This window comes from Asticcacaulis sp. (genome assembly GCF_051954415.1).
Taxonomy (GTDB): Bacteria; Pseudomonadota; Alphaproteobacteria; order Caulobacterales; family Caulobacteraceae; genus Asticcacaulis.
In genome coordinates this window covers 130,270-152,480 of sequence record NZ_JBQCHT010000035.1, presented here as the reverse complement: position 1 = coordinate 152,480, position 22,211 = coordinate 130,270, and the positions used below count along the sequence as shown (strand labels likewise).

24 protein-coding genes are annotated in these 22,211 nt (G+C 59.5%); 12 read left to right on the top strand and 12 right to left on the bottom strand.

What is annotated here, in order from left to right:
• The first annotated feature begins 72 nt into the window (after positions 1 to 72).
• Genes ACTHND_RS13540 through ACTHND_RS13530 form a run of 3 tightly spaced genes read left to right on the top strand, consistent with a single transcriptional unit; the run spans position 73 to position 3,328 of the window.
• Positions 73 to 972, top strand: coding sequence for a response regulator (locus ACTHND_RS13540; RefSeq protein WP_440178474.1), 900 nt, complete (start codon positions 73 to 75; stop codon positions 970 to 972).
• Positions 969 to 2,135 carry a hypothetical protein gene (locus ACTHND_RS13535; RefSeq protein WP_440178473.1) on the top strand — a complete coding sequence of 389 codons (1,167 nt, stop codon included), beginning with the start codon at positions 969 to 971 and terminating at the stop codon, positions 2,133 to 2,135. The genes ACTHND_RS13540 and ACTHND_RS13535 overlap by 4 nt, the downstream gene beginning before the upstream one ends.
• Complete coding sequence (locus tag ACTHND_RS13530; protein WP_440178472.1) at positions 2,132 to 3,328, top strand: hypothetical protein; 1,197 nt, start codon at positions 2,132 to 2,134, stop codon at positions 3,326 to 3,328. The genes ACTHND_RS13535 and ACTHND_RS13530 overlap by 4 nt, the downstream gene beginning before the upstream one ends.
• 115 nt (positions 3,329 to 3,443) lie before the next feature.
• On the opposite strand, the gene ACTHND_RS13525 is transcribed toward ACTHND_RS13530, so the two are convergent.
• Positions 3,444 to 5,534, bottom strand: a complete 2,091-nt coding sequence (locus ACTHND_RS13525; protein WP_440178532.1) for a prolyl oligopeptidase family serine peptidase — start codon at positions 5,532 to 5,534, stop codon at positions 3,444 to 3,446.
• Positions 5,535 to 5,879: 345 nt separating this feature from the next.
• On the opposite strand from ACTHND_RS13525, the gene ACTHND_RS13520 reads away from it, so the two are divergent.
• The 5 genes from ACTHND_RS13520 to ACTHND_RS13500 all read left to right on the top strand — a co-directional run bounded on the left by ACTHND_RS13520 (position 5,880) and on the right by ACTHND_RS13500 (position 9,317).
• Positions 5,880 to 6,476, top strand: coding sequence for a hypothetical protein (locus ACTHND_RS13520; protein ID WP_440178471.1), 597 nt, complete (start codon positions 5,880 to 5,882; stop codon positions 6,474 to 6,476).
• A gap of 21 nt (positions 6,477 to 6,497) precedes the next feature.
• A complete protein-coding gene (locus tag ACTHND_RS13515; protein WP_440178470.1) occupies positions 6,498 to 7,097 on the top strand; it encodes a hypothetical protein in 600 nt (199 codons plus the stop codon).
• A gap of 2 nt (positions 7,098 to 7,099) precedes the next feature.
• Positions 7,100 to 7,408: a winged helix-turn-helix domain-containing protein gene (locus ACTHND_RS13510; RefSeq protein WP_440178469.1), complete on the top strand. Its 309-nt coding sequence runs from the start codon at positions 7,100 to 7,102 to the stop codon at positions 7,406 to 7,408.
• A gap of 175 nt (positions 7,409 to 7,583) precedes the next feature.
• Entirely contained in the window at positions 7,584 to 8,447 is an 864-nt protein-coding gene (phhA, locus tag ACTHND_RS13505) for a phenylalanine 4-monooxygenase (RefSeq protein WP_440178468.1), read from the top strand.
• Positions 8,448 to 8,501: 54 nt separating this feature from the next.
• Positions 8,502 to 9,317, top strand: coding sequence for a sugar phosphate isomerase/epimerase family protein (locus ACTHND_RS13500; protein ID WP_440178467.1), 816 nt, complete (start codon positions 8,502 to 8,504; stop codon positions 9,315 to 9,317).
• A 109-nt stretch (positions 9,318 to 9,426) separates the two neighbouring features.
• Here ACTHND_RS13500 and ACTHND_RS13495 read toward each other — a convergent pair whose 3' ends face one another.
• Entirely contained in the window at positions 9,427 to 11,313 is a 1,887-nt protein-coding gene (locus tag ACTHND_RS13495) for a glycoside hydrolase family 2 protein (protein WP_440178466.1), read from the bottom strand.
• Between the two features lie 122 nt (positions 11,314 to 11,435).
• Here ACTHND_RS13495 and ACTHND_RS13490 point away from each other — a divergent pair, with 122 nt between their 5' ends.
• The 3 genes from ACTHND_RS13490 (at position 11,436) to ACTHND_RS13480 (ending at position 12,928) form a co-directional block, all read left to right on the top strand.
• On the top strand, positions 11,436 to 11,732 hold the full coding sequence (locus tag ACTHND_RS13490; RefSeq protein ID WP_440178465.1) for a 4a-hydroxytetrahydrobiopterin dehydratase: 297 nt from the start codon (positions 11,436 to 11,438) through the stop codon (positions 11,730 to 11,732).
• 119 nt (positions 11,733 to 11,851) lie between these two features.
• Positions 11,852 to 12,547, top strand: coding sequence for a response regulator (locus ACTHND_RS13485; RefSeq protein ID WP_090649556.1), 696 nt, complete (start codon positions 11,852 to 11,854; stop codon positions 12,545 to 12,547).
• A 198-nt stretch (positions 12,548 to 12,745) separates the two neighbouring features.
• Positions 12,746 to 12,928 (top strand): DUF1328 domain-containing protein, encoded by a 183-nt coding sequence (locus ACTHND_RS13480; protein WP_090649558.1) that lies wholly within the window; start codon positions 12,746 to 12,748, stop codon positions 12,926 to 12,928.
• A 79-nt stretch (positions 12,929 to 13,007) separates the two neighbouring features.
• On the opposite strand, the gene ACTHND_RS13475 is transcribed toward ACTHND_RS13480, so the two are convergent.
• From ACTHND_RS13475 to ACTHND_RS13435, 9 genes are all read right to left on the bottom strand, one after another.
• Positions 13,008 to 13,757, bottom strand: a complete 750-nt coding sequence (locus ACTHND_RS13475) for a sensor histidine kinase (protein ID WP_440178464.1) — start codon at positions 13,755 to 13,757, stop codon at positions 13,008 to 13,010.
• 265 nt (positions 13,758 to 14,022) lie between these two features.
• Positions 14,023 to 14,370 (bottom strand): hypothetical protein, encoded by a 348-nt coding sequence (locus ACTHND_RS13470; RefSeq protein WP_440178463.1) that lies wholly within the window; start codon positions 14,368 to 14,370, stop codon positions 14,023 to 14,025.
• A 3-nt stretch (positions 14,371 to 14,373) separates the two neighbouring features.
• Positions 14,374 to 14,541 carry a hypothetical protein gene (locus ACTHND_RS13465; protein ID WP_440178462.1) on the bottom strand — a complete coding sequence of 56 codons (168 nt, stop codon included), beginning with the start codon at positions 14,539 to 14,541 and terminating at the stop codon, positions 14,374 to 14,376.
• A gap of 23 nt (positions 14,542 to 14,564) precedes the next feature.
• On the bottom strand, positions 14,565 to 15,209 hold the full coding sequence (locus tag ACTHND_RS13460; RefSeq protein ID WP_440178461.1) for a hypothetical protein: 645 nt from the start codon (positions 15,207 to 15,209) through the stop codon (positions 14,565 to 14,567).
• Positions 15,210 to 15,312: 103 nt separating this feature from the next.
• Complete coding sequence (locus ACTHND_RS13455) at positions 15,313 to 16,941, bottom strand: response regulator (protein WP_440178460.1); 1,629 nt, start codon at positions 16,939 to 16,941, stop codon at positions 15,313 to 15,315.
• Between the two features lie 13 nt (positions 16,942 to 16,954).
• Positions 16,955 to 17,401 (bottom strand): response regulator, encoded by a 447-nt coding sequence (locus ACTHND_RS13450; RefSeq protein ID WP_303828653.1) that lies wholly within the window; start codon positions 17,399 to 17,401, stop codon positions 16,955 to 16,957.
• Entirely contained in the window at positions 17,398 to 19,257 is a 1,860-nt protein-coding gene (locus tag ACTHND_RS13445) for a sensor histidine kinase (protein ID WP_440178459.1), read from the bottom strand. Before ACTHND_RS13445 ends, ACTHND_RS13450 begins: the two co-directional genes overlap by 4 nt.
• A 191-nt stretch (positions 19,258 to 19,448) precedes the next feature.
• Positions 19,449 to 19,886, bottom strand: a complete 438-nt coding sequence (locus tag ACTHND_RS13440; RefSeq protein ID WP_440178458.1) for a hypothetical protein — start codon at positions 19,884 to 19,886, stop codon at positions 19,449 to 19,451.
• 48 nt (positions 19,887 to 19,934) lie between these two features.
• Positions 19,935 to 20,261 (bottom strand): DUF883 family protein, encoded by a 327-nt coding sequence (locus ACTHND_RS13435; protein ID WP_440178457.1) that lies wholly within the window; start codon positions 20,259 to 20,261, stop codon positions 19,935 to 19,937.
• A 363-nt stretch (positions 20,262 to 20,624) separates the two neighbouring features.
• On the opposite strand from ACTHND_RS13435, the gene ACTHND_RS13430 reads away from it, so the two are divergent.
• Positions 20,625 to 20,813 carry a hypothetical protein gene (locus tag ACTHND_RS13430; RefSeq protein WP_090649577.1) on the top strand — a complete coding sequence of 63 codons (189 nt, stop codon included), beginning with the start codon at positions 20,625 to 20,627 and terminating at the stop codon, positions 20,811 to 20,813.
• Positions 20,814 to 20,872: 59 nt separating this feature from the next.
• Here ACTHND_RS13430 and ACTHND_RS13425 read toward each other — a convergent pair whose 3' ends face one another.
• Positions 20,873 to 22,186, bottom strand: a complete 1,314-nt coding sequence (locus ACTHND_RS13425; RefSeq protein ID WP_440178456.1) for a glycoside hydrolase family 130 protein — start codon at positions 22,184 to 22,186, stop codon at positions 20,873 to 20,875.
• Positions 22,187 to 22,211 lie beyond the last annotated feature (25 nt).

Below are 22,211 nucleotides of genomic sequence, written 5' to 3'. Positions count from 1 at the left end.
AAGTCAACGCGGAATTAAGGGATTCCCGGTATTTTTGATAAAGGCAAAGGGCGACGGACAAATTTCAACCTCATGAACCTGCTTCATTCACAGACCCAGCGCCTGTTGCGAAAGGTCAATTGTCCGGCGGTCAGTCTGCTGATCGTCGAGGATAATGATGCCTCGCGCCGCCTGGTGATCGAGTTGCTGCGGGCGGCCGGCTTCGTCAATCTGAGCTTTGCCCGAAATGCCGAAGAGGCGCTCGACCATTTGCAGAACCAGGCGCCGGACCTCATGCTGCTGGACTGGAACCTGCCAGGGATGTCGGGCCTGGAACTGGTGACCCTGATCCGCACGGCGGCGCACCGGCCGGATGTGCGCGTCCCGGACCCGGCTTTGCCGGTCGTCATGCTGACGGCCCGTCAGCGCGCCAATGACGTGGCGCTGGCGCGCGATGCGGGGGTCAGTGAATTCGTCGTCAAGCCGTTCTCCACCAGTTCCCTGCTGAAGGCCATCTCGTCGGCCCTGACCCGGAAGCGCCCGGCCTCGACGGCATCAGCCTCGCCCGAGCGTCGCCGCCGTAAGGCGCAACTGTTTCCAGGGCTGCTGCGGCGGCCCGAAGGCGGGGCAACGCACACGCCCGTGGAAGCCGGTCTCCAGACCTTGCGTGGCCTTATGGGCGCCCGTGGCCAGGCGCCGCAAATCGAAAATATCAATCAGGTCGTCCGGCATCTGATGGCGGAACAAGCCCAGGCGCACGCCTTTCACCGACATCTTGTCGAACAGGCGACCCAGTCCCTGAACGATTATGTGACATCAGCCGGGAAGGCTGCCGATACCGAGGTCATTGACGTGCATATCGATGCGCTGATCCGCCTGAACGAGACGCCTCACGCTGATCCCGACGAGGCCCTGAATATCGTCCGCCACCTCAAGGTGCTCGTCACCAAACGCAAAACCAGCCGCCGGCTCGCCTCCAGGGTTACCCAATGAACGCTTTCACCACTCTGGACAGCCGCGTATCGCTTAATAACACCCTGTCGAACCGGGATGTGCGCAGCCTCGCCAATCTCGGCGAGACAGCCTCGACGAGCCGTGTCCTCAACCTGTCGGCCGTCCACGTCAATTCCGCGCACGAGAAAGACTACCAGTTGCGGCCGTTCTTCCGCGATTCGCAGATGAATAAGGCCATACTGGTCAAGCATACCCTGCGCGCCAACGAACGCGAACTGTTCGGCCGTTATCGCCGCACGGCCACCAAGATTATCCTGCCTTTCGACGCGACGGACCTCAAGCTGGGCGGGCGCTCCATCCTGGTAAACCAGATCGGTTTCGATGCCTTCTGCCGCGGCTATTTCGGCGACGACATCAATGCCAATGCGGATGTGCAGATCCTGCGCCTGCTCGATCAGTTACCCTCGGTCGATCCCTTCCTGGTGCGCGAGCACTTGTCGCGTCATGGCTATAAGCCCGGCGCCTGCTATCTGAAGATTTCACCCTACGATATCCAGCGCATGATCGGCTTCGCCAATGAAGAGATCGAGCGGCTGGTGCGCACGGCCTTTTCCGGTTCGGTCGGCGGATCGGCCATCAAGCTGGCCGGCAAGATTCTCGCCAATGAGCTGGATTCCGAACTGTGGCCGCTGAAAGCCACCCTGCGCATGGCGGACGATGAGTTTTCCGACGGCATCTTTTCCTGGCGCGGCTTCCTGTATTTCAAGTGGCGCCACATCGAATTGCAGGACGAGATGCGCAAGGTACTTGAGGGGCTTTCCACCTACCAGCCGATCGGCGCCTGCGATGACGGCACGCGCGACTACCTGAAAGAGGTGCGCCCGCGCCTGGCGCAACGCATCGTCAATGCCGTTGCCAGCGTCGGCCGCACGCTGAATGTCTATGACCGGGCCTATCATGCCCTCGTGCATGGCGAAAATCCCGGCCCGTTCCGACGCTTCCTGCTCGATGGGCCGAGCCTGTTCTTTGAACTGGGGGAAAGCATCGGCATTCTCAGCCACATCGCCTCCTTCTGGAGCTACCGTATGGGGCAGTCGATGATGACCCAGCGCCTGACGCCGTTTGAATATGGCGACATCCTGATGGATTTCGAAGACTCGCTGTCGGTCGTCTCGCTGGATGACGAGGCACGCAGCGAATGATCGGCACCAGTCTCGCCTTCAGCGACGGCCTGAACCGCGCCGCCACGGACAGCGATTTTACCTCGATACGCGAGGTGCGCAACCTCGCCAACCTGAACCGCACCTGGTCGTCCTGCCGGGTGCTCAATCTCGCCAAGATCTACACGGCCTATAAGGACAATGAGGATTATCTCGCCAAGCCCCTGTTCGAGCATTCGGCGCTGAATCGCGCCCTGATCCTCAAGCACACCCTGCGGCTCGACGAACGCGATCTCTTTCCCAATGGCCGCCGCACCGTGACCAAGGTCATCCTGCCCTATGATCCCTACGACCTGCGCCTGGGCGGCCGTTCGTTCTTCGTGCGCCAGACCCAGTATGAACCGATGATGCGCACCTATCTTGGCATCGAGGACATGAGCAAGAACCGGGATGCGAAGATCCTGCGCTGTATCGACGACCTGCCGTCCCTCGATCCGTTCCTGCTGCGTGAGCATCTCGACAAGGCCGGCTGCCATCCGTCCGGCGTCTATTTCCAGATTTCGCCGCAGGATCTGAAGGCCATGACCGCCTTTACGGCGCGCGAAATTGAAAACCTGGTCAATGTGGCGCTGGGGCAGGGCAAGAACAGCCGGGGCGCCACCCGGCTGGGCAACAAGATCCTGTCGGATAATCTCAGCAAGACCCTGGCGCCCCTGCAAATGACCTTGCAGATGACCGACGAGGAATTTCAGGAAGGCATCATGTGCTGGCGCGGCTTCCTCTATTACAAATGGTGCCACGTCGAATTGCAGAGCGGCCTGCGCGATGTGCTGGGCGGCCTGGGCAGTTACCGCACCTCGGGCAGCTATGATGAGTCGCTGCGGGGGTATCTGAAAAAGGCGCGGCCGCGCATCGCCAAGGCGGTGGTCGAGATCATCAATGACGCCCGCGATACGCTTGACCACTATGACCAGGTCTATCACGCCCTGGCGGTGCGGCGCGATCCGGAACCCTTCCGCCAGTTCCTGTTGTTCGGCTCAGAACTGTTCCTCGAACTCGGCCACAAGATCGGCATCCTGAACCATATATCGTCGTTCTGGAAATACCGCATGGCGCGGCTTAACCGCAAGGGCGCGAAGCCGCTTCAGGATATCGAATTTGCCGACATGCTCGTCGATTTCGAGGCCAGCCTGTTCAACAATCTGAAGAAAGACCCGATGCGCCAGCGAGCGTAGGGGAAATCTCCTCCCCATTTCTCAAATGGGGAGGTGGCATTTGCGTAGCAAATGACGGAGGGGCGCCCCTCCACCGCTTCGCGGTCCCCCTCCCCACTTCTTAGGGAGGAGATTTTTACTTATCCATCAGCTTCTGCATGAAATAGGTATAGTCGATGGCGTACCTCCGGGCGCGTTCCGGCAGGTTGGAGGCCGCCGCATGACCGCCTTCGGTATTCTCATAATAATAGAACGGCAGGCCCATTTCCTCGAACAGGGCCGCCATCTTGCGGGCGTGGACGGGGCCCACGCGGTCGTCCTTGGTCGAGGTCTCGAACAGCGGTTCCGGATAGGCGACGCCGGCCTTCACATTGTGATAGGGCGAGATGCCACGCAGGAAGGCGCCTTCGACCGGATCGTTCGGATCGCCGTATTCGCCCTGCCACGAGGCTCCGGCCGACATTTTGGTATAGTTCACCATGTCGAGCAGAGGCACCTGCACATCGACAGCGTTCCACAGATCGGGGCGCTGGGTGAGCTGGACGCCCATCAGCAGGCCGCCATTGGAGCCACCCATGATTCCGAGGTGGCGCGGGGTGGTGATCTTTTTCGCAATCAGATCCTCGGCCACGGCCTGGAAGTCATTATAGATATTCTGGCGCTTGGTCTTGAGGCCGGCCTCATGCCAGGCCGGGCCGAATTCGCCGCCGCCGCGGATATTGGCCAGCACGAAGGCGCCGCCCTTTTCCAGCCACAGCTTGCCAATCGTACCGGAATAATAGGGCGTCGAAGAAACCTCGAACCCGCCATAGGCATTGAGGATGGTCGGCGTCGTGCCGTCGAGCGGGATGTCCTTTCGAGCAATCAGGAAGTAGGGCACTTTCGTGCCGTCCTTCGAGGTGGCCCAGAATTGCTGCACCTGGAGGCCATCTGCATCGAAGCGCGCCGGCGAGGTCTTGATCTGCTCCACCGTGCCGGTCGCCGCATCGGCATTGAGCAGGGTGTTGGGGATCAGGAAGGACGAGACGCTGACCAGCACACGGTCGCTCTGATCGTCGGTCGAGACGATATCGAGCGCCGAATTGGCAGGCAGGTCGAGTGTCTTCGCCGACCATTGGCCGCCGGTGTAATCATAGCTCCAGACCTCGCCGGTGACGTTTGACAACAGCGACAGGATCAGGCGGTCTTTCGTCTGGCTGATACCCTCGACCGACTGATGCGCATCGGGCTGGAAGAGCAGGGTGGGTTCCAGCTTCGCCGGGTCGGCAAGGGCGTTCTTCAGGTCGAACACCAGCACGGCGCCGGTCTTGAAGACCGTGCCCTTCGCCGAGGCCCAGTCCTCTTTCAGCGAATAGATCGCCTGGCCCTTCATATAGCCATTGAAGTTCGACGACTGCGGCAGGGGCAGTTCGACCGGCTTGTCACCGACATAGAAAAGCTGCTGGCTATGGAAGAAGTCGAGGCCGCGATAGGCGTAGTCCATGACATATTTGCCATCGACATCACGCAGCACGGTACGTCCGGCGCTGACATCGGATTTCGTGCCGCGATAAATTTCGACCGCCTGGTCGAGGGTCTGGCCACGCTTCAGCACCTTGGTGATGTAGGCGTAGGAGGATTCCGTGACATCGCCCGGCGTCCATTCGCGGGTGACATAGAGCGTATCGGCGTCGCGCCAGGTGACGCTCTGCTTGCCTTCGGGCAGTTCGAAGCCGCCCTTGATAAAGCTTTTCGTCGTAATATCGAACTCGCGGACAATGGTGGCGTCCTTACCACCGTCGGACAGCTCGATCAGGCAACGGGTATAGTCGGGCGCCAGGCAGTTGGCGCCTTCATAAACCCAATTCTTGCCTTCGGCCTTGGAGAGGGCGTCGATATCGAGAATGGTATCCCACTGCGGGTTGGCGGTCTTGTAGCTTTCCCAGGTCGTCTGGCGCCACAGGCCGTGCGTATGGTCGCTGTCCTGCCAGAAATTCTGCACCAGACCCTTGTGGGCGAAGGTCGGGTAGGCGATGCGGTCAGTGGCCTGGAGGATGGCCAGGGCCTCGGCTTGATTCTGCGCGAAACGCGGGTCTTTGGACAGTTTATCTATCGTGGTCTGGTTATGCGCCAGCACCCACTTCATGGCCTCGGCGCCGTCGATCTCATCGAGGAAGGCGCGCGGATCGGGGGCATCTTTCGGCGCGGTATTGGGGTTGTCGGCGACGGCCTTGGCAACTGTGGTCATGGTCTCTGCGTGCAGGGTAAAGGGAGACAGGGGCAGCGCAACCAGCGCCGTTGTCACACATAGCGATTTCAGGGAAATTTGCATCGGAGGCCCCTCATATTTCTTTTTAAGATAACGGTTGAAACTAACCGCTTTATGGGACTTGGCAAGCTGCGTTGGATTACATTTTTTTAACGCTCAGGCCGCGGGGCCTTCCTCGCAAAGGGACTGGGCGCCCCCCTCGGCGCGCGTCGCGCTTGCCAAAATGTGCGGCATTTTGGAGAAGATGGAGATTGGCTTTGAAAAAGTACTTTACAAAATAAAGTTCTTTAGTCATTTATGATGACATCTTCAAAGGAGCTGTTTATGTCAACCCTGTCCCTGACAAACGAAACGTCATTCGATGCCTCCCAACCCGCCGCGATGGAAGGCGGCATGACCTTCTGGGCGGGCCTGAGCTTCGGCGCGGCCAGCTTCGTGCAGTATCTCATTCTGTCCGGCCATATCACCCTGCCGCACCCGGCCCTGATGGGGCTGCTGTGGATGGCCGCCGCCCTTGCCTTTGTGCTGTTCGGCATTGTCTTCAAGGTGGGCAGCGATCGCCTGATGCTGCAACAGCCCGCGGTCAGGCGTTTTCGCGCGGTCTGGGGCACGCTGATCCTTGGCGCCGCTGTAGTGATCGCTGCCCTGATGATCATGATGGTCAGGTTCGGCGCCGCCGCCAATGCCAGCTTCATAATCTCGCCGGTCGCTTTGTCAGTCTACGGTGTCGGCTGGCGCGTGGCGGGGGTCATGACCGGAAAATCTTGGCCGAAATGGCTCTCATTGGGCGCTTTCGGGGCGGCGATCGGCCTGGCGCTGCTGGCCGGCCGGCCTGAACAGTCGCTGGCCTATACCGCCGCCCTCATCGTCTTCGCCATCCTGCCGGGCCTGTCGCTGCTGCTGCGTCCCACCACCAACTAATCCGAACAAGGAATAATCACGATGTCCAATCTGCAATCCGATATCGACTACATGAAATCCCTGGCCGAGGCCGGCGGCAAGGGACCGCTCAGAAATGGCGCCACCCTGTTCTGGGCCGGCCTGCTCTACGGCCTCGCCGCTATCGGCCAATATGGCATGATCGTGGGCTGGCTGCCGAAATCCGGCGCGGTCTCGGCCTTTATCTGGTTCGGCGCCAGTATTATCTTCGGCATCATCGCCACGGTTTTCTGCCTTGACCGCCTGCGCATCAAGGGATCGGTCAGCAACCGCGCCACGGCCTCGGCCTGGTCGGCGGTTGGCCTGGGGATCGTCGCCTTTCTGATCAGCGTGGCGGTGAATGCCAATATCTACCAGAACTTCGAGCCGCTCTCCTATGTCATCGCCCCGGTAATCCTGCTGTTTTACGGCATGGGCTGGTGGGTCAGCGCCCAGATGTCGGGCCTGGGCTGGCTGAAGCTGATCAGTCTCGGCAGTTTTGTCGCCGCGCCAGCCGTCTCTTGCCTGGCCGGCCAGCCGGTCCAGATGCTGGCCTATGCCGGCTGCCTGTTTCTTTTCGCCATGGTGCCGGGCCTTGTGCTGATGCGCGCTGAAAAGGTTTAAGTATGGGCGACGATTTCAATATCGAGGCCATTGACGACGTCATCCACGGCCGTCTGCGGCTGGGCGTCATGGCCTTTTTGTCGACGGCCGGTTCGGCGGATTTTCCCCTGCTGAAAAACCGGCTGCAGGCGACAGACGGCAATCTGTCGGTGCAGTTGCGCAAGCTGGAAGAGGCGGGTTATGTGCTGATCGAGAAGGCGTTTGTCGGCAAGAAGCCGCAGACCACCGTGACGCTCACCGACTCGGGACGTGCTGCCTATATCGGCTATCTCGACGCTATGCGAAAGCTGATCGCGGACTCGGAAGGATAAGTAAGAACCCCCACCACCACGCCTCAAGAGAGGCGCGGTCCCCCTCCCCAACAAGTTGGGGAGGTATAAGAAAGAAGGGGCGCGGTGGTGGGGGTTCTTACTTCCTGCCCTCACGAAAAAATCATTTCATTTGCAACCAGATCGGCGTTACAATTCCGGAAAAGAGGAGGCGCCAATGTTGGATGAAAAACACGGGATCGTCGGCGGTTATGTGCCGGAACGCGCCGACTGGACCATCGACCAGGACTGGCACCTCTACACGCCTGAGGAACACGCCACCTGGAAAACGCTGTATGAGCGCCAGATGAAGCTGATCCCCGGCCGGGCCTCGCAGCATTATCTCGACGGCCTGGCCGACCTGCCGATCACCGCCGATACCATTCCGGATTTCGAGCGCCTCTCCGACGCCTTGGAAAAGCGCACCGGCTGGCGCGTGGTGGCGGTGCCGGGCATGGTGCCGAACGATGTCTTCTTCACCCATATGGCCAATCGCCGCTTCCCGGCCGGGCAGTTTATCCGCAAAGGGCACCAGCTCGATTATCTTCAGGAACCGGACGTCTTCCACGATATCTTTGGTCATGTGCCGATGATGGTCAATCCGGTGATGGCCGACTTCATGCAGGCCTATGGCGAGGGCGGCCTCAAGGCTATGCGCCTGGGTGAACTGGACCGCATCGCGCGGCTCTACTGGTATACAGTCGAATTCGGCCTGATCGCCGAAAACAGCGATGTGCGCATCTTTGGCGGCGGTATCCTGTCATCCTTTACCGAGACGCGGTTCGCGCTGGAAAGCCCGTCGCCCAACCGTATCGGCTTCGACCTGGAACGTGTCATGCGCACGCATTACCGCATCGACGAATTCCAGGAGACCTATTTCGTCATGCCGTCGATCGATACCCTGTTCGACATGGCCAATACTGATTTCGGCCCGATCTATGAGTGGCTGAAGTCCGTGCGGGATTACGGCCTAGCCGAAGTCCTGCCGACCGATCATATCTATACCCGCGGCACGGGCGAATATCACCGGGCGCTGGCCTAAAATTTGACAGCGCGTCGCGCCCGTGGTCTGTGGTTGGAAAACGGGAGCCAACACATGTCCATCCATCGTCGTCACCTGCTGGCCAGCTTTTCGGCACTCGGCCTTGTCGGCCTGTCCGCCAATGCCGCCGCCGTCAGGCAGCCTTATCAGAAGATCGGGTTGCAACTTTATACGGTGCGTGATGCCTTCGCCGCCGATCCGGCCGGCACTCTGCAAAAGGTCAAGGCGCTGGGTTACGACTATGTCGAAACCATATCTTATGGCGGCCTGACGCCGGCGACCTTCAAGGCGAAACTGGCGGAGATCGGTCTGAGCGCACCGTCTGCCCACATCGGCCTCAATGACTGGCAAACCCGTCCCGAAGCGGCGCTCGACGACCTGGTGGCGCTGGGCGCCGAATATGCCGTGCTGGCCTGGATGCCGCCGGAAGATCGCAAGGACTGGAAGGCGCTTGGCGACAAGATGAATAAATGGGGGGCTCTGGCCAAGGCGCGCAATCTTAGCTTCGCCTATCATAACCACGATTTCGAATTCACCAAAACCGCCGGGGGCGAGATGCCCTATCATTTGCTGCTGGAAAATACCGATCCGTCGCTGGTCAATTTCGAACTGGATTGTTACTGGGCCAGCTTCGCCGGTCATGATCCGCTGCATATCCTGCAAAAGCATGGCGACCGTATTCGGATGCTGCACCTGAAGGACAAGCTGGCGGATGGTTCGATGGCGCCAGTCGGCGAGGGCACGATCGATTTCTCTGCCGTATTGGCCAAGGCGAATGAACTGGGTATCAAATATGGCTTTGTCGAACACGACAATCCGACCGATCCGTGGGCCAGCATCGCCACGAGCATACGGACTTTGAAGGGGTAAAACCCTCCTCCCTACGAAGTGGGGAGGTGGCAGCGCAGCGCTGACGGAGGGGCGCCCCACCGGCCCTACGCGCCACCTCCCCCTTATGATGGGGAGGAGAAGTAATCTATTACCCCGCCTTCGTCTGGTAATAATCCCCCAGCACGAAAAACGCCTCTTTGCGCTGGCCGGTTTCGGACAAAAGCCCCTTGCGGTTCCAGCCCTGCTGCCAGGTATTCTGGCGGCGTGGCGAACGGAAGTCCTTGAGGATCCATGGCGACATGCCGGCCAGGAAGGGAATATGGTCGGCCATTTCAAGCGTCGCCTTATAATAGCTCGCCTGGTAGTCCTCGCTGAAGCGGTGCTGCTGCGCCGGATCGTGATAGCCGTATTTCGCCCCGGCGCCGAATTCCGAGAAGATCATCGGCTTGTCGTAATCCGAATGCCAGACGGTCTTGCGGACATCTTCCAGCGTGCCGTTGCCGTACCAGCCATTATAGGTATTGATGCCGATGACATCGAGATAGGCGGCCAGCGGATCCTTGATCGAAATGTCGTTGGGGCCGTTGCTTGTGGCGGTATTGAGCGCCGCCGAAATCAGCCGCGAGCCGTCGAGATCGCGGGCTTCCTGAGCCAGCGCGCCGAGGAAATGATTGCGGGCGTCCGATACCGGCGTTTCGTTGCCCACGCTCCAGATGACGATCGAGGCGCGGTTGCGGTCGCGCAGGATGTTTTCGGCGATCATCTTTTGCGCCGCCTGGAGCGTTTCCGGGCGGGTAAAATTGGCGCTCCAGTAGACCGGGATTTCGCTCCAGACCAAAAGGCCCAGTTCATCGGCCATGCGTGTCGTCACTTCGGAATGCGGGTAATGCGCCAGCCGGACAAAATTGCCATGCAGGCCGGTCTTGATCTCGGTCAGCAGGGCGCGCGACGCTTCCGGCGTGATGCGGCGCGAGGGATTGGGGCCGAACTCTTCCTCGTGCAGAGAAATGCCGCGCAGGAAAAGCGGCTTACCATTGAGAATGATCTGGCTGCCCTTCACCTCGATGGTGCGGAAACCGATGCGGTCGGTCAGGGTATCCGTGCCCGAGATGACGGTGACGTCGTAAAGCGTCGGTGTGTCCGGCGACCAGCGTTTCAGCCCGGCCGGCGCCCTGGCCGAGAGACTGACGAGGCCATCAGCATCGGTCGTACCTTTTAAGCTCAGTTTCAGCCCCGGCACGCTGACCTCAACGGCCTGCCCGGCCTTGTCAGCGCCTTCGAGCGCCACGTCGGCGGCGATGCGGCCATCTTTTGTCAGGCGGATGAAATCATCATCGATATAGGTCTGTGGCGTGGTGACGAGCGTGACATCGCGCGTGATGCCGCCATAGGTTTCCCAGTCAGTGACGGTCGGCGGAATGGTATCGGGCGTGCGCGTCGAATCGACGGCCACGACGAGATTGTTGTCTTTCGCCCGCAACTTGTCTGTCACGTCGAAGGCGAAGGGGGTGAAGCCGCCTTCATGCTCGCCGATGACCTGGCCGTTGAGATAGACGGTGGCGCGGTAATCGGCCGCGCCGAAGCGCAGGAAAATGCGCTTGCCCGCGCTATCAGGTGCGTCGAAGCGCTTTTGATACCACATCAGGCCGTTATAATAGCGCAGTTGCGGATCGTAGCCGATCCACGAGCCGGGTATGTCGGCCACCGGCGCGCGGCCCAGGTCGTATTCATAAAGCGCGTTGGGATTGTCGCGCGATGCCTGCTCGACATTGACATCGGCGCCGCGGGTTTGGGAGACCTTGAAAGGCCGACCCAGGAAATCGGCCTGGCCGTCGCGGTAGGGGTCGACGCTGTAATGCCAGGGACCGGACAGCGAGATATTCTCTCGCCGGTCGGCATTGACCAGCACGAATTGCGGCACCAGCGCGGCATAGGCGGCGTTGTCGGCGGGCTTGGCCGGGGCCGCGTAAAGCGGCGTGGCGGCCAGGATCAGGGCGGCGACAGTGGATGCGAGAACGGGCCTGTTTTGGCGCATGACGGTTTCCTTGCCTGTTGTTTTCAGCAAGGCTATCCGCTTAAGACACCGGTGGCAAGGTGCCGCAGAATTGACCAGACATGGTGCTTGTCAAAAGCCGGACCGGCGCGCAAGATGCCATTATGCGACCTCTGCTTTCGACTGATGACCTATCCGCTCTGCCGCGGGATTTGCCTGACTGGACGCTAGAAGACGGCGGCAAGGCGATTGCGCGTCACCTTAAATTCGCCGACTTCAAACAGGCATTCGCCTTCATGACGCGGGTTGCTGCCGAGGCCGACCGGATGGATCACCATCCCGAATGGTCCAATGTCTATAATACCGTCTCGATCCGCCTGACGACGCATGATTCCGGCGGGCTCACACACAGTGACGTCAAACTGGCCCGGCTGATCGATCGGGCCGCCTCAGGCGTATAAGCCACTCACGCATTTAATTTTTATTTTTCTGTCCGTAGTTCTGGTTCTACCAATTAGTTAGTGATCCCCTGTCTTCAGGGGTCCGGCGGCGTCTATATTTAGAGGATCACGGAATACCCATGCTCGAAAAGAAAAACACCATTCTGATCGTTGATGACGAAGAAGAAATCCGCAAGATGCTGAGCATCTTTCTTGATGCGGCGGATTTCAAGGTGTGCGAATGCGATTCAGGCAAGCAGGCCCTGCGCATGAGCGCTTCGGTTCGTCCCGATCTTATCCTGCTCGATCTCGGCCTGCCCGATATCGACGGCAAGGAAGTCATCACCAAGATCCGCGAATGGTCGAATGTGCCGATCGTCGTGCTGACCGCCCGCTCGGAAGATGCCGACGCGGCTCCGGCGCTGAATACCGGCGCCGACGACTATGTCACCAAGCCTTTTTCGGCCGAAGTCCTGCTGGCGCGCATCAATGCCAACCTGCGCAAGTCTGCGGTCAAGGAGGTCGGTGATCCGGAGATCGTGCATGGGCCGATCCGTATGGATCTGGTGCGCCATGAGGTCTTCATCGATGACGAGCGCATCGGTTTCACGCCGAAGGAATATGACCTGCTGCGCTTCTTCCTGGTCAATCGCGGACGGATGCTGACGCACAAGCAGATCCTGAAGGAAGTGTGGGGCCCGGCCCACCTGGAGGATACGCAATATCTGCGCGTCTATATCGGCCAGGTGCGCGATAAGCTGGAGACCCGTCCGGGCCTCGGCAAGTCGATCGTATCGGAATCCGGCATCGGTTACCGCATGGATATGGTCAGCTAAGGTTTCGTGTACATACGGCAACACAATCCGGCAGGGTATGCCCCTGCCGGATTTTTTGTATCCGTTTTCCGAAGGGAGGGCGCATTTATTCCATCCTTATCTTCTAATCGTGGGTTGTCTTTGTATATTTATGACCGGTCGCATACCGTAAACTTAATTATCTGCGCCATTCAGGGCGGGGTTGTATAGGAGAACGCTATGCTCAACTGGATTGTCACCTTCTTTATTCTGGCCGTTATCGCGGCCTTCTTTGGTTTCACGGGCCTGGCCGGCACCTTCGCTGAAATCGCCAAGTTCATTGCCGTAATCTTCGTGGTCCTGTTCGTGGCCAGCCTGGTCTACCGCATGATCACCGGCCGCAGTGCCAATCCGCCACTATAGCTTTCTGGGCTGGAAGCTTTGATTATGAAAAACCGGCCCTGCAACGGGGCCGGTTTTTTTGTGTCTGGCAGCGATCTTCCTACGCCTTCTTATTGGCGTACCACAGGGTGAAGATAGCGCCGCCTTCGGGATGATTATGCAGTTCGATACGACCGTCGAGCAGGCGCATGATGTACTGGCTGATGGTCAGGCCGAGGCCGGTTGAGGCATTCTGCTGGTCAGTCTTTTGCAGGCGGGTGTATTTGTCGAAGACCGCTGCCTGCTTTTCCAGAGGGATGCCTTCGCCATGATCGCGGATGCGGACAAAGCCCTCATTGCCTTCCAGGCCGTATTCGACCTCGATTATTGGCTCGATGCCCGGACTGCCGGTCTTGCGGCCGCCAAATTTGAAGGCATTGTGCAGCACCAGGCCGATAGCGCGGCTGCCGAGCATCGGATCGGTCACCAGGTCATCGGCGGGCCCGATGGCGGTAATCTTGATTTCGCCCTTTGTCTTGAGCGGCCCCAAGCGCGCCAGGCTGTCATTGATCATCTGGCCGAGGCGGGCGCTTTCAAAGCGCGGCCTGACCGCATCGGCCTCGAACTTGGCCATGTCGAGAATGTTGGTAATGAAATGATCGAGACGAAAGGCTTCGGTCAGGGCCGAGCTGATCAGCGACTTGCGTTTTTCCTCGCTCAACTTGTCATACAGCATGGTCATGACCTCCAGCGAGCCGATAATGGTGGCCAGCGGCGTTTTCAGGTCATGGGATACCGACGAAAGCATCTGGCGATGCAGGTATTCACGAATCTCGTCATGTGTCGGGGAGCTTATGTCTTCGGGCTTCATAGCCATTTCTTACCAACAATGTACAGGTTGCGCAAACAGACTTGGGCGATATTCAGTAGGGGCGCAAAGAAAGGGAGCAAGGCCTTACACCTTGCTCCCTCAGGAACCGAAGCCGGTCAGCCAGGGGAAAACTGCGGCTTCGGCAATGACGGAGATCAGCGCATCACGCCAAACAGATAGAGAAGAAGAATGACGGGGATGGGCACCCCCACAAGCCACAACAATATGCCTTTCATGCCTTATCCTTTTTGTTTTGTGCCTAATGCTAATGCTTGTCGCCATCGTGCTTGTCGGCGGCGGCCTTGACGTCGGCCGAGGTCTCCGACACCGCGCTGGATGCGGCCTTGCCGGTCTTTGACAGCGCTGAGGAAGCCGCGTGGCCGGTGTCCTTCAGGGCATCGCCGACCTTGTCGATATTGTCCTTGTCGGTGGCTTCATCGGCCGCTTTGCTGACCACGGCGGGCAGGGCATCTACCGCCTTGCCGACCTGATCGCCGGCGGTCACCACATGCGTTCGGTTGTAGTACCAGACGCCGGCGACCGCGACGATCAGCAGAAGAATGACGATCAGGACAAACCGGCCAAAACCGGAGCCGCGGGTATATTCCATCATCGCTTAATCATTCCAGGTATCAGCGATATGAGCGTAGATGGCCAGTTCGCCGAAATCCTCATCAATGTCGAACAGTTCGGGAATATCGTCCTCGAAATATTCGCCGTCGATGCTGACCTGGCGGACAGGGGCAGGCTTCGGGGCGGGGAAGGGAATGATCTGGGCGTTCATGATTGTCTCCTTCATCAGGAAAATTACATCTTAGGATCCATAACCGGCGGAATTTCCGACGGCAGTTCCGGATTGCCGTCGGGCGCCGGCGGATCGTATTCCGGTGCATTGTCCGGGGGCGGAGTCGTGTCCGGGGTGGCGGGCTCGACCTCCGGATCACCGGCGGCGGCAAAGGTTTCCTCGACCGCCGGTATAAGGCCGCTGATACGGCGCAGGGCCTTCGACATTTCCTCGACCCGGCGTTCCTGGTCGGCCGAGGGGGCCACATTGCCGCCTTCGCCTTCGAAGCGCAGGAAATCGTCGAGCGACAGGGCCAGTTCCTTCTGCGCTTCAATCAGGGTGTCATAGCCGGCCTCGCTGATCTTCTGCGCGGCATCGAGACCCTTGAGATAGGTGGTGGTCCAGTCATTGAGCCGGGCTACCTGAAGCTTCACATCGGTCTTGAGGCGGGCGGCATCGCAACCGGCCAGAAGACGCTTGAGGTCATGCGACATCTTCTGGACGGATTCGATATGGTCGTGATCATAGAGCGCGGAAAGGGCCTGGGCATTCAGGGTCGCATTCAGGGCCGCGCTGCCGGCCGGCGCGCTCTTGACCTCGCTTGCGGTGACGCCCTGGCTGGTCGGGCTGGTGCGGACAGAACTGTCGCGGACGTGTGTGTCGGGCATGGCCACCTCCTCCTGCAATGGTGATGGTCTTAGCCTAGCCCCAAAGCCTGCAAGGGCTCAGTGCCTAAGCTTCGCATTGCGGATAAGGGAGCGGTAAAGGCCGTCAGGCCGGCTGACGGACCGGGATGGCGTCCAGCTTCTGCGCCAATATGCCGGGGAGGACCGGCTTGGAGATATAGTCGTCCATCCCCGCCGCCAGGCAGCGTTCGCGGTCGCCGGCCAGGGCATGGGCCGTGACCCCGATAATGGTGTGGCGCAGGGCTCCAGTCTTTTCGCCTTCGCGGATATGGCGGGTGGTATCGAGGCCGTCCATGCCGTGCATCTGCACATCCATCAGGATGGCGTGAAAAGGCGGGGAGGTTTCGATCAGGTCCAGGGCCTCGCGCCCGGATGTGGCGGCGACGGTTTCGTAGCCCAGTTCATCGAGCATCAGGTTGAGGACCATGATATTGGGCTCGTAGTCCTCGACGATCAGCACTGTCGGCTTGGCCCCTTCCGCCATGACCGGCGCCCGGTGCTCCGCTTCCGGTTCCGCAAGGCTTTCCTTCGCGGCTGTCTCCGGCGCGCGCGGCAGGTCCAGGGTAACGGTGAAGCTGGAACCGGTGCCGGGATCGCTCTCGACGACGACATCGCCACCCATCAGTTGCACCAGCGATCGGGCGATGGACAGGCCAAGACCCGAGCCGCCGAAACGCCGCGTGATGCTTTCGTCGGCCTGGGTGAATTTCTCGAAGATCAGCGGCAGCTTGTCGGCGGGGATGCCGATGCCGCTGTCGTGGACCCGGATCATCAGCCCGCAGGTGTCTTCATTTGAAGGGCGGATATGCGCCTCGATGGCGATCTCGCCGCTGTCGGTGAATTTCAGCGCATTGCTGACCAGGTTCATCAAAACCTGCTGAATCCGGGAACGATCGCCGAGCAGCCATATGCCTTGCGTCTCGTCCTCGACCCGTAAGGAGAGGCCCTTGCGCTCGATATCCGGCCCGAACATGACGCGGATATCGTGGAGGATGGCCGAGACCTGGAAGGGAATGCTTTCCAGTTCGATATGATCGTCCTCGATGCGGCTGATATCGAGCAGGTCGTTGATCAGCTTGAGCAGCAGATCGGCATTGGTGCGCAGAGTTTCAACAATCTTCTGCTGATGATCGTCGAGCGCGGTGTGCGACAGAACAGTGGCGAGGCCCGTCACCACGTTCATCGGTGTGCGGATTTCGTGGCTCATGGTGGCGAGGAAACGGCTCTTGGCCTGGTTGGCGGCCTCGGCGCGCTCCTTGGCCAGTTTTAGCTCGACGCTTTGCTGCGCATTTTCGCGCAGCAAACGCTCCTTGGTGAAGGCAGCCACCATGATGGCCGGCAGCAGGTCGAGATAGGTCTGGTTGACGTCTTTTACCGCATAGTCGGCGGCGCCTTTTTCCAGGGCTTCCAGGGCGATGCGCTCGTCGCCGCCGGCGGTCAGGATGACGGCGGGCGGCACGACGGCCAGTTCGGTCAGGCGATCGAGCATCTGCAGGCCGTTCATGCCCGGCAGGTTGTAATCGATCAGCAGCAGGTCGAAATCACGCTGGTGCAGCAGGTCGAGCGCTTCCTCGGCAGTGACGACGGTCTCGACCTTCAGTCCGATCCGTTCCATGCGCCTTTGCAGCAGGCGCGCCAGCGCCGCATCATCCTCGACATAAAGGATATTCTGCATCGCGGGGTGCGTCGTCTTGGAAACGGGGGTGTCAGGCATGGTTCAGGCACACTCAGGGACGGGTATGTGGGACGCGAACTATGGTCAACATAAGACCAAGCTTCTGTATAGCCTCGGAAAAATCGTTATAGCCCACCGGTTTGGTCATGAAGGCATTGCAGCCGAGCGCATAGCAGCGATCGATGTCGCGCGGATTATCGGTGGTGGTCAGTACGATGACCGGAATGCGCCGGGTGGTTTCGTCGGTCTTGAGGCGGCCAAGGATTTCAAACCCGTCGACATCGGGCAGGTTGAGGTCAAGCACGACAACCGTCCGGTCGAGTGGCTGGGTATGGGCCTGGCTGCCGAAGAAATAGGTCAGGGCCTCGTGGCCATCACGCAGGCGGGTGATCGGGTTGAGCACGCCGGCGCGCTGGAGATTGCGGTTGATCAGGTTAGCGTGGCCTTCGTCGTCCTCGATCAGGACCACTGAAAAGGGCTGGGTAAAGGTACTGATCATGCCGCGTCCTCTCCCTTTTCTGGACCTTTTACCGCCTGATCATTGGAGGCGGTCACGGGCATCCGCTTCGGCAGGCTGACATGGAAGGCCGTGCCGACGCCCAACTGGGACTCAAACCAGATGGCGCCGTTCATCTTGCGCAGGGTCGCCTTCACGAAGGCCATGCCCAGGCCTAAGCCGCGCACATCGCCGGTATTGCGGGCGCGGCGGAAGATATTGAAAACACGGTCGGAATCCTCGGCGTCGATACCCCGGCCATTATCGCGGAGGGTGAAGATGTAGTCGCGGCTGGTTTCCTGGCACGACATCTCGATACGCCCCGGTTCGCCGGGTTTAAGATATTTGACGGCATTATCGAGCAGGTTGGAAAAGACCTGTTCGAGCGCGATCGGATCGGTGATCAGCTTCGGCAGGGGTTTGACATTGACCTCGACCGCCTTGCTGCTGATCTCGTAGCTCTGGGCACCGAGGCACTTGTCGAACACGGCCTGGGCATCGACCAGTTCATCCCGGTAGACGAACTTACCGATGCGCGACAGGTCGAGAATGGCGGTGGTCAGGGTATCCATGCGATCGACGGCATTGCCGATGAAGCCCAGGGCCTCGGGGATATCCTTGCGCAGGATATGCTCCAGCCGCGCCCAGGTCTCCGCGCCAAGCTTTTTCTGCTGCGGTTCAAGCAGGTCGTCGACCTCCTGCACCGCCAGGGCCAGCTCATGTGAAAAGCCCTTCAGATTGACCAGGGGCGAGCGCATGTCGTGCGAGGTGATATAGGTGAAAGCTTCCATGTCGTTATTGAGCTGGCGCAGTTCTTCCTCGCGGTTTTTCTGCTCGGTGATGTCGGTATGGGTGCCGATCATTGTGCGTATCTGACCGAACTTGTCCCAGGCGCCGACACCGCGCGCCATCATCCAGCGCCAGGTGCCGTCCTTGTGTTTCAGGCGGAAGATGTTGTTGTAGGTGGGGGTCTGCTTGATTATGTAGTCGTGGCGCACCTGCATGTAGGCGTCGAAGTCATCCGGATGGACCAGGGCGCTGAAGGTGTGCATGTCCGTATCCAGCTCGTCTTCACCGTAGCCGAGCATGGCCTTGAATTCCTTGGACATATAGATGGTTTCGTTGATGAAGTTCAGCTCGAAGACGCCATCATTGGTGCCGTTCATCACGGAGCGGAAACGGGCTTCTGCGCCTTCGTTGAGCGCCCGGATGTCTTCGTTTTCGCTTTCCAGACGGATGATCAGGATGGTGCCGCACAGAACGATACCGACACCGAGGATCGTGCCGATGACGAGGATATAGAAGAAGTTGGTCTTGCGCGGTTCGACCAGGTCGCGGCGGGTCTTCACGCTGGCCAGGCGGTGGGCGATGCTGGCCTCGATGATGGCCTCGACCTCGTCCATCTGGGCGCGCTGTATGCTGAGGGCGTTCTGGCTGACCTGCCCGCGGCCATGCGCATGCATATAGTTCATCTGCGATTCCAGCAGCTTTTGCAGGCTGTCGACGCGATCGAGCAGGCTGTTGGTTTCGGCAAAGGCATTGGATTCGTAATAGGTGGCCTGGCGCAGGGCCATGATCTCGCCGGGCAGGCGGTCCGAGGCGATTTCATAGGGCTTCAGGTAGGTCTTGTCGCCCGTCAGAACGTATCCGCGCACCCCCGTTTCCATATCGACAATATCCATCAATATGTTCTTGGTGCGCCGGATATTTTCGTACTCATAACGCATGTAATCATTCAGGTTTTGCGACTTCTGGTACTGGTCATAGATGACGAGGCTGAAGGCGCACAGCGCGATCGAAATGACGCTGAAAAATGCCAGGTACAGGTGCTTGACGTTGAGTCCCCACGGCATTCTCATCAGGCTCGGCCAAAACCCCTTCGGCGCAGTAATCAACCCCTTGCCGGGATTGATAAAACCCGAGGTTTTTACATACGCAAATTGTTCTCGTGATCACGCTAATGCACGAGGCGTAATAGGGCAATAAGCGAGGAGGGGGATAATATAAAGAAGAGGTAAGGACGATTTGCGCGGACAAAGGCCAAAAATCGTCAGCGCAGCCTGGATTTCGGGGGCTTGCCCGGCTTGTTGCGCGAGGTGCGCAGGCCGGACAGGAAAGCGCCCGCCACATCGCCGACCTTGTTTATGACGGGGGCGACGATCGGGGCCTGGCTGTGAAAAATCTGCTCGACCTCGATGCGCACCCGGCCGAAAAGCTTGGCGGCGCCCCAACCGGCCACCGCCAGAATGACAAGCGCCAGGGCGGTCGTGGACAGCGCGGCCGCCGTAACACTGAGGCCGGCCGCCACAATCTGAAGATAGATCAGATACAGCAGGCCGGCGATCATGAGGGCAGACAGAAATATGCCGAACAGGCCCAGAAGCGCTGCCAGCATCAGGTTGGACACGGCGCTCATGACATGGGTCTTCGAGTCGTTGAGCTTCTTCGTGGCCGACAAAAGCTCGAGAATTCGCGTGACCCAGAACATGATTTCGACGTGTCTCCTGAAGCCGCCAGCGCCTGAATATGAGACGTCTTAACGGCGGGTTAGCAGGGCGCCCAGAATAAAGCCGGCGCCAAGCGCGATGGCGGACGAGCGGACCGGATTGGTCTTGATCTCGGTTTCGATGCGGTGCGTCGCATTCTTGCTGCCGTCAAGCGTGCGGTCGAACAGGCCGCGGACCTTCTGACCGGCTTCGTTGGCATAGCCGCTGACATCGTGGAGGATATCGTGGCTGCGGTCATTCAGGTCGCGGACGGCCTCGCGGGCATTGTCCGAGGCTTCGCGGGCGCTGCTGCGGATGTCATGTTCGGCCAGGCTCTTGGTGACATTTGCGGCGGCCTTGGTGGCGGAAGACAGCATGGGGTAATCTCCTGACTGAGGGTAACCGGAAAGCCCGGCGGTACAGATATTTCGGGGAGGAAGAAATGGGGTCACGTTCACATCAGGCTTGTCTGAAACCCAGGGGCTGGGGGGGCGGAGAAGGGCTTGAGAGAAGCGGATGTGAACGTGATGATTGAAGACTAAAGGCCGGGCTTTAAGGAAGCCATGTGCAGGCGGAGGGCCATAAATAAAGAAGCCATAAACGGGCTTCGTGACGTAAAGCGACTTACCTCATTCTTACCGGTAAACCGGCGCTCCGGTGCATCAATTTTACGGGCAAGACCTTAGGATTAAGATGGCTGCGGGGATATCCGCGGCATTGATTTTAAAGGAGAAAGCCACATGACTGTTAAAGCCAGCATCAAGGAAACCACGGGGGCCGCCGAAGAAGAACTGGGTGAAGCCCTGGGCGACGCCAAAATGGCCGACAAGGGCCGCCAGTTGCGCAATGAAGGCCGCGTTGAAAACGGCAAGACACCGAAGACGACGGTCCCCGGCACGCAGAAGGAAAAGCACCACATGGGCTCCTGAGCCCAGATGGTATGATCTGAAAAGACCTCTTCCGGCTCGGTAAGAGGTCTTTTTTATACTTATTCGGCGGCATCCCTCTGTGCGGCGGCATCATAGCCCAGGTGCGCCAGCAGATCCTTTATCTTGATCGAGGCGAAGTGGATCGAAGAATCGGCCACGCCATAAGGCATGAAGATCCATTCGCCGCAGCGCAGGGCGCCGCAGGTATAGATGACGTTGGGCACATATCCTTCACGATTGTCTTCGGAAGGCGACAACAGCGGTTCCTTTGAGCGCGCGAGGACAACACGCGGATCGTTCTTATCCAGCAGGGCAGCGCCAAGTGAATAGCGCCGTACCGGTCCGACGCCGTGGGTCAGCACCAGCCAGCCTTCGTCCAGCTCGATCGGCGAACCGCAGTTCCCCATCTGGATCAGTTCCCACGGCGCCTCCGGCCCCAGGATCTTGTCGCCATTGTTCCAGGTGTATTTATCGTCGCTCTCAAGATAAAAGATGCTCTCGTGATCGAGCCGGCCGACCGCCGCCCAGCGGCCGTTGATCTTGCGCGGAAAGAAGCCCAGTCCCTTGTGCTGCGAGGCGGCGCCGCGAAACGGCGTCAGGCGGAACGAGCGGAAATCGGAGGTCTCAAAGCATTCGCAGGCAATTTCACGGCCGTTATAGGCCGTATAGGTGCCCATGATGGCGGCGGCGCCGTTTTCATCGATGAACTTGACCATGCGCAGGTCTTCCAGGCCGTTGGTCTGCGAGCGTGTCACCGGAAACAGCACGGTTTCGGAAATCGGGCACGCCTGATGGCCATGGACGGTGATGGCGCCATCGAGCGGTGCATTGCCAAGAGGCTTGGCGGCGACGGCGAAATCGGCTTCCGGCTTCAGTTCCATCGTGCCGTCCTTATAGAAGGTGCCTTCGCGGAATGAGATGGTCGAGATGTGGCCTTCGCCGACCGTGCGCGTCGACATGATGAAATTGGTGCCGCCATTAGAATTGCTCTGGTCAGGATGCACCACCACGCTGGGGTTCATGACCGCGGCCGCCTGGTAGCTGTATTCATGGCAGAAATAGGCGCCGATCAGGGCCATGTGGTCCTCGTCCAGGTGTTCCATTCCGCCCTGCATGGCCTGCATGGCCTTGAAGCGATCGAGGAAGATACCGCGCGTTTGCCAGTGCCGGCCGGTAAAGTCGCGGTTGACGATCTCCAGCTCCTCCCTGACCGTATCGGGCGACATGGCCGAGATCGCATTGCAGATGCGGGTGACGCGTGACATCGCCCCCATGGCGCTGTCTCGCGGGTTCACGGAAATCGAAAACGGCAGGATGACGACGCGGTCCGGATTGGAGCGCAGCATTGTCGGGCTGATCAGCATGTCGGTCATTTGGTAACCCCTCAGATGGGCAGTT